At 71.6% G+C, this 6,566-nt stretch carries 7 protein-coding genes; 6 read left to right on the forward strand and 1 reads right to left on the reverse strand.

The annotated features are described in order from the left end of the window. Positions 1–207: 207 nt before the first annotated feature. The 6 genes from gmhB to AC1D01_RS16070 are packed head-to-tail and all read left to right on the forward strand — an operon-like array spanning position 208 to position 6,005. Positions 208–816 (forward strand): D-glycero-beta-D-manno-heptose 1,7-bisphosphate 7-phosphatase, encoded by a 609-nt coding sequence (gene gmhB / locus AC1D01_RS16045; RefSeq protein WP_477867906.1) that lies wholly within the window; start codon positions 208–210, stop codon positions 814–816. Then, positions 816–1,559 (forward strand): lysophospholipid acyltransferase family protein, encoded by a 744-nt coding sequence (locus AC1D01_RS16050; RefSeq protein WP_477867908.1) that lies wholly within the window; start codon positions 816–818, stop codon positions 1,557–1,559. The genes gmhB and AC1D01_RS16050 overlap by 1 nt, the downstream gene beginning before the upstream one ends. A 22-nt stretch (positions 1,560–1,581) precedes the next feature. Beyond that, entirely contained in the window at positions 1,582–2,511 is a 930-nt protein-coding gene (locus tag AC1D01_RS16055) for a M48 family metallopeptidase (protein WP_477867910.1), read from the forward strand. A 25-nt stretch (positions 2,512–2,536) separates the two neighbouring features. After that, positions 2,537–3,964, forward strand: a complete 1,428-nt coding sequence (locus AC1D01_RS16060; RefSeq protein WP_477867912.1) for a sensor histidine kinase — start codon at positions 2,537–2,539, stop codon at positions 3,962–3,964. A 55-nt stretch (positions 3,965–4,019) separates the two neighbouring features. Then, positions 4,020–4,634, forward strand: coding sequence for a restriction endonuclease subunit S domain-containing protein (locus AC1D01_RS16065; protein WP_477867914.1), 615 nt, complete (start codon positions 4,020–4,022; stop codon positions 4,632–4,634). 15 nt (positions 4,635–4,649) lie between these two features. Continuing rightward, on the forward strand, positions 4,650–6,005 hold the full coding sequence (locus AC1D01_RS16070; protein WP_477867916.1) for a sigma 54-interacting transcriptional regulator: 1,356 nt from the start codon (positions 4,650–4,652) through the stop codon (positions 6,003–6,005). A 15-nt stretch (positions 6,006–6,020) separates the two neighbouring features. Here AC1D01_RS16070 and AC1D01_RS16075 read toward each other — a convergent pair. Then, the coding region (locus AC1D01_RS16075; RefSeq protein ID WP_477867918.1) for a CoA transferase at positions 6,021–6,566 on the reverse strand (546 nt) is incomplete at its 5' end.

The following is a 6,566-nucleotide window of genomic DNA, read 5'->3' on the forward strand; positions in this document are numbered from 1 at the left end:
GCCTCGCTGCAGGCGCTCGCGGCCCTGAAGGCGCCGGTCGACGCGTTCTTCGACCAGGTGATGGTCAACGCCGACGATCCGAAGATCCGCGTCAACCGGCTCGGCCTGCTGGCGATCCTGCGCAGCGCGATGAACCGCGTCGCCGACCTCTCCCGGCTCGCGGTGTGAACCATGCCGCGTGAAGCTCGTCCCCAGAGGTCCGATGCCATGAACCTGATCATCCTCGATCGCGACGGCACCATCAACGAAGACCGCGACGACTTCGTCAAGACGGTCGACGAGTGGGTGGCGATGCCGGGTGCGCTCGAGGCGATCGCGCGGCTCAACCATGCCGGCTGGCAGGCGGTGATCGCGACCAACCAGTCGGGCCTGGGCCGCGGCCTGTTCGACATGGCGACGCTGAACCTGATGCACGCGAAGATGAACGTGCAGCTCGCGCGCGTCGGCGGGCGCATCAGCGCGGTGTTCTTCTGCCCGCACACGCCCGAAGACCAATGCGATTGCCGCAAGCCGCTGCCCGGCCTGTACCTGCAGATCGGCGAGCGTTTCGGCGCCGACCTGAAGAACGTGCCGGTGGTCGGCGATTCGCTGCGCGACCTCGAGGCGGCCGTGGCCGCCGGCTGCCCGCCGCACCTGGTGCGCACCGGCAAGAGCGGCGCGCTCGACGAGGCGCAGCTCGCGCAGCTGCGCGAGAAGGTGCCCGGCCTGCAGGTGCATGACGACCTGACGGCGTTCGCCGAACACATGATCCAGCAGGAGCGCACGCTGCGCGGCGCCTCCGGCAAGACCGACTCCGGATTCGGAAGGCTCGATTGATGTCGAAATTCATTGCGGCGCTGCGTTCGCTGCTGTTCGTGCTCTGGATGGCGGCCACCGTGATCCCGTGGGCGGTGTTCTCGCTGATCGCGTCGATCTTCATCCGCGGCACGCCGCTGTTCTGGTTCACCACCTTCTGGCTGCGCATCGCGATCACCGGCTGCCGTTTCATCTGCGGCGTGCGCTACGAGGTGAAGGGCATGGAGAACCTGCCCGACGGCCCGGCCATCCTGCTGTCCAAGCACCAGTCCACGTGGGAGACCTTCGCGTTCCCGACGCTGATGCCGCGCCCGCTGTGCTACGTGTTCAAGCGCGAGCTGCTGTACATCCCGTTCTTCGGCTGGGCGATGGCGCGGCTCGACATGGTGCACATCGACCGCAGCAAGCGCGCCGAGGCCTGGAACCGCGTGGCCGAGCAGGGCAAGCGCTTCATGGCGCAGGGCAACTGGGTGATCATGTTCCCCGAGGGCACGCGCATCACGCGCGGCCAGCAGGGCACCTACAAGACCGGCGGCACGCGGCTGGCGCTGGCGACCGGCGCGCCGGTGGTGCCGATCGCCGTCAACTCGGCCAGCTGCTGGCCGCGCAAGTCGYTCCTGGTGCGGCCGGGGCTGATCACCGTGTCGATCGGCCAGCCGATCGCGCCGGCCGGGCGCGAGGCCGACGAGCTGATGCGCGAGGTCGAGGGCTGGATCGAGGGCGAGATGCGGCGCATCGATGCCGGGGCATACACGCCGTCATAGCTCGCATCTACAATCGCGGCCCATGACGCGACGCGTGCCGGGCCCCGAAGAATCACAGTTGTCGCTGTTCGATGAGTCGCCCCCGGCGGCGGTGTCTGCGGCCCTCTGGCCTTCGCTGCCGCGTGTGCCGGTGACCGATGCGCCCGCGGCACCGCCGCCTGTCGCGCCTCCTCCCGTCTCCAGCCTGCAGCCCGCGGTCTTCCGCCATCCGCAGGCCCAGCGCGAGATCCGCCTGAACGATCACCTGGTCGGCTATGCGCTGCGCCGCGCGCGCCGCCAGAGCATCGGCTTCGTCGTCGGCACCGAGGGCCTGAGCGTGGCGGCGCCGAAATGGGTCGGCCAGCAGGACATCGAGTCGGCGTTGCGCGAGAAAGCCGGCTGGATCCTGCGCAAGCTCGGCGAGCAGCAGCAGCGCGCGCAGCGGCTGCAGGCGGCCAAGGTCGACTGGCGCGACGGCACCGGCATCCCGTTCCTCGGCGAGACGGTGATCATCGTGCTCGATCCGCGTGCCACCGGCGCCATCCTGAACACCGATGCGGCCGCGCTGCCGGGCGTGCCGCGGCTCACGCTGCACGTGGGGCTGCCGCAGACCGCGACGCCGGAGCAGATCCGCGACGCGGTGCAGAGCTGGCTGCAGCGGCAGGCGCGGCGCATCTTCGAAGACCGCTGCCGGCATTTCGCGGCGCAGCTGAACGTGCGCTACACGCGGCTGAGCCTGTCGTCGGCGCAGACGCGCTGGGGCAGCGCGAGCGCCGACGGCCGCATCCGGCTGAACTGGCGGCTGATCCATTTCGCGATGCCGAGCATCGACTACGTGGTGGCGCACGAGCTGGCCCACCTGCGCGAGATGAACCACAGCCCGCGCTTCTGGGACGTGGTGCGCTCGGTGATGCCCGATTTCGAGCAGGTGCGCGGCACGCTGAAGGACGACGCGCTGCCCGTCTTCGATTGAGCGGGGCGGGCACAATCCGCCGCTGATGTTCAGCCTCAACCGCTACTCCTTCCGCCAGCTGCTGCTCGTCGCCTTCCTGCTGATCGCCGCGCTGCTCAGCGCGGCCTCGTTGCGCGGCCTGTTCCAGCTCGAAGGCCTGCTGCGCCAGAGCAGCGAGGGCGCGCGCCAGGCCGTCGCGCACACCGCCGATGCGCAGGTGCTGGCCGAGCGCACCGTCGCGATGGAGCGCGCCGCGCGCCAGTACCTGGTGCTCGACGATCCGGTGCTGCGCCAGCGCTTCGAAGAGGCCGCGCGCGACGCCACCTCGGCGCTCGCCCGCCTCGCCGACAACCGCATCCCGTCGAACCTGGCCGCCGACTGGCGCGCCACCGAATCCGACATCGAGGCCCAGCTGAGCGGCCCCGATCCGGCGATCCGGCTGCGCGAGGTCACCGTGACCACCGCGTTCCGCGAGCTCGAATCGATCAACGCCGCGATCGCCGAGCAGGTGCGCCTGGCCACCGAGACGCGCAACCAGGTGCTGATGAGCGAGCTCGAAGCCGGCCGCACCCAGCTCGGCCGGCAGATCCTCGCGGCGATCGGCATCTCGATCGTGATGGCGCTCGGCTTCGGGCTGTGGCTCGCGCGGCCGCTGAAGCACCTGGAGCGCGCCGTCGTCAGCCTCGGCGAGAACCGGCTCGACCAGCCGATCGACATCCGCGGCCCGACCGACGTGCGCCTGCTCGGCCGCCGCCTCGAATGGCTGCGGCTGCGGCTGGCCGAGCTCGATTCCGACAAGTCGCGCTTCCTGCGCCATGTCTCGCACGAACTGAAGACGCCGCTGGCCGCGCTGCGCGAAGGCGTCTCGCTGCTCGAGGACGGCGTCACCGGCGAGCTGAGCGAGAACCAGCGCGAGGTCGCGCGCATCCTGCGCCAGAACACCCACGTGCTGCAGAGCCAGATCGAGGACCTGCTGCGCTTCAACGCCGCCGCGTTCGAGGCCCGCCAGCTGGTGCGGCGCAAGACCGAGCTCACCGCGCTGATCCGGGACCTGGTCGCCCAGCAGCGGCTGCAGTGGCAGGCGCGCCAGCTCGCGGTGGTGGTGGAGGGCGAACCGCTCGTCGCCGAGGTCGATGCCGACAAGCTCGGCGCGGCGCTGGGTAACCTTTTGTCGAACGCGATACGCTTCAGCCCCGCGGGCGCTACCATCCGTTTTTCCGTGACCCGCGTGCCCGGCCGTGCCTGCATCGACATCGTCGACCAGGGCCCGGGCGTTGCGGCGGCCGACCGGGCGCGCGTGTTCGAGCCCTTCTACCGCGGCGAACGCCAGCCGGGCGACGCGGTGCGCGGCAGCGGCATCGGGCTGTCCATCGTGCACGAGTACGTCACGGCCCATGGCGGCCAGGTCGAACTGATGGACGACGGCCGCCCCGGCGGCGCTCACTTTCACATCGAATTGCCCCATGCGCGTTAGTCCCGTCCTCCGTTGCGCTCCCGCCTGGCTCGTCACTCTGCTGCTGGCGGCCTGCGTGACGCCGCCTTCCGAGCTGCCGCCGCCCGCACCCGCCGCCTCGGCGCCGGTGCCCGCGCCGACGCCCGCCGCGTCGGCCGTCGTGATACTGGTGCCGGCGCCGGTCGAGCCGGCCGACCAGGTGTCGCGGCAGATCCTCGGCTACCACGAGCAACTGCGTCAGATGTCGGCGGGCGACCTCGGCAACGAGATCACGCGCCTGAACGCGATCGTCAGCGCGAACAGTGCCGCGGCGCCGACCGGCGCGGTGCTCGAACTGGCGCTCGCGCTCTCGCAGCAGCACAACGGCGGCGACGTGGCACGCGCACAGCAGCTGCTCGAATCGGTCGTGAAGGCCGGCGCCACCGAGCTGCAACCGTGGCAGCCGATGGCGCGCCTGCTGCTCGCGCGCATCGCCGAGCAGCGCCGGCTCGAAGACGCGTTCAACCGCGAGGCCGCGCAGCGCCGCGACCAGCAGCGCACGCTGCAGCAGCTCAACGAGAAGCTCGAGGCGCTGAAGGCGATCGAGCGCAGCATGACGACCCGCCCCGGGCCGGGCGCGAGCGCGGTGCCGGTGACGCCGTTGCCGACGCCGGCGGCCGCATCCGCTCCCGCGGCACCGAAGGCGCCCTGAGGGGCACCGCGCCGCATGGCCAACATCCTGCTCGTCGACGACGACCCCGACCTGCTGAAGCTGCTGTCGATGCGGCTCGGCGCGGCCGGCCACCGCGTGACCTCGGTCGAGTCGGCCGAGGCGGCGCTGACGCAGCTGGCGGTCGCGCGGCCGCAGCTGGTGGTGAGCGACGTGCAGCTGCCGGGGCGCGACGGCCTCGCGCTGTTCGACGAGATCCGCGCACGCCATCCGGCGCTGCCGGTGATCCTGCTGACCGCGCACGGCACCATCCCCGATGCCGTCGAGGCCACCGCGCGCGGCGTCTTCAGCTACCTGACCAAGCCGTTCGACGGCAAGGCGCTGCTCGACAAGGTGAACCAGGCGCTGGCGCTCGCGCCGCCGCTGCCGCAGGCCGAGGACGGTGATGGGGCCTGGCGTGCCGCGATCGTCAGCCGCTCGAACGCGATGACCGAGCTGCTCGGCGAGGCCAAGATGGTGGCCGCGTCCGATGCGAGCGTGCTGATCCGCGGCGAGAGCGGCAGCGGCAAGGAGCTGCTCGCGCAGGCCATCCACCGCGCGAGCGCGCGTGCCGCGAAGCCGTTCGTCGCGGTGAACTGCAGCGCGATCCCCGAGGCGCTGCTCGAATCCGAGCTGTTCGGCCATGTGAAGGGCTCGTTCACCGGCGCGGTCGCGAACCACCGCGGCCTGTTCGTCACGGCCGACGGCGGCACGCTGTTCCTCGACGAGATCGGCGACATGCCGCCGGCGCTGCAGGTCAAGCTGCTGCGCGTGCTGCAGGAGCGCTCGGTGCGGCCGGTCGGCGCGAGCCAGGCGGTGCCGGTGGACGTGCGCATCCTGTCGGCCACGCACCGCGACCTCGATGCGGCGATGGCCGAGGGCCAGTTCCGCGAAGACCTGTACTACCGGCTCAACGTGGTGTCGCTGCACCTGCCGACGCTGGCCGAGCGGCGCGACGACATCCCGCTGCTGGTGAACCACTTCCTCGCGAAGCTGGGCGAGAAGTACGGCAAGCGCTTCAACGGTTTCGCGCCCGAGGCGATGAAGGCGCTGACGACCGCGAGCTGGCCCGGCAACGTGCGCCAGCTGCACAACGTGGTGGAGCAGGTGTGCGCGCTGACGACCACGCCGCTGATCCCGCTGACGCTGGTGCAGCGTGCGCTGCGCGTGCCGTCGGTCGAGGTGCTGACCTATGCGCAGGCGCGCGAGCGCTTCGAGCGCGACTACCTGGTCGGCCTGCTGAAGCTGACCGACGGCAACGCCGCCGACGCGGCGCGGCTGGCCGACCGCAACCGCACCGAGTTCTACCGGCTGCTGCAGCGCAACGGCCTGACGCCGGGGCAGTTCAAGGCGGCGGCGGACGACGAGGGCTGAGCCCCGCGATTGCTGTCAGGCCCACGCGGCCGGATGCGAGCCCGGGGGCATCGACGGCCAGCGCCACAGCGGCGGCGTGTCAGAGAACTGCGCCGCATGCCGCGCCGCGACCAGGCGGCCGAAGCCCGAGGGTTCGCTGACGAGGAAGGGCGCGAAGTCGGGCGCCTGCGCCGACAGGCCGCCGTCGACCCGGCCGAGCGAACGCAGCCACTGCCCGACGCCCGCCAGCGACACCTGCACATGCCAGCTGCCGCCTTCGCGGGCCTGGCGCCACAGCGCGGCCTGCGCGCCGAAGGCCAGCAGGTAGCCAGCCGCGTAATCCAGCGCCTGCAGCGGCAGGGCCTGCGGCTTCGCGGCGCCGGCGGCGCGCGCCTCGGCGTCGTTGAAGCCGGTGGCGGTCTGCACCAGCGAATCGAAGCCGCGCCGCGTCGACCACGGGCCGCTCGATCCGTAGGCCGACAGCGACACCGCAACGATGCCCGGCCGCAGCGCCGCAAGCTGCTCCGGCCCGAAGCCGAGCGCCTGCAGGCCGCCGGGCCGGTAGCCCTGCACGAACACATG

Source organism: Rhizobacter sp. P3_B12, assembly GCF_056402895.1.

Bases quoted from the DNA above. Each gene is read 5' to 3' on its own strand.
- gmhB (WP_477867906.1), top strand. From the start codon at position 208: ATGAACCTGATCATCCTCGATCGCGACGGCACCATCAACGAAGACCGC.
- AC1D01_RS16055 (WP_477867910.1), top strand. From the start codon at position 1,582: ATGACGCGACGCGTGCCGGGCCCCGAAGAATCACAGTTGTCGCTGTTC.
- AC1D01_RS16060 (WP_477867912.1), top strand. From the start codon at position 2,537: ATGTTCAGCCTCAACCGCTACTCCTTCCGCCAGCTGCTGCTCGTCGCC.
- AC1D01_RS16070 (WP_477867916.1), top strand. From the start codon at position 4,650: ATGGCCAACATCCTGCTCGTCGACGACGACCCCGACCTGCTGAAGCTG.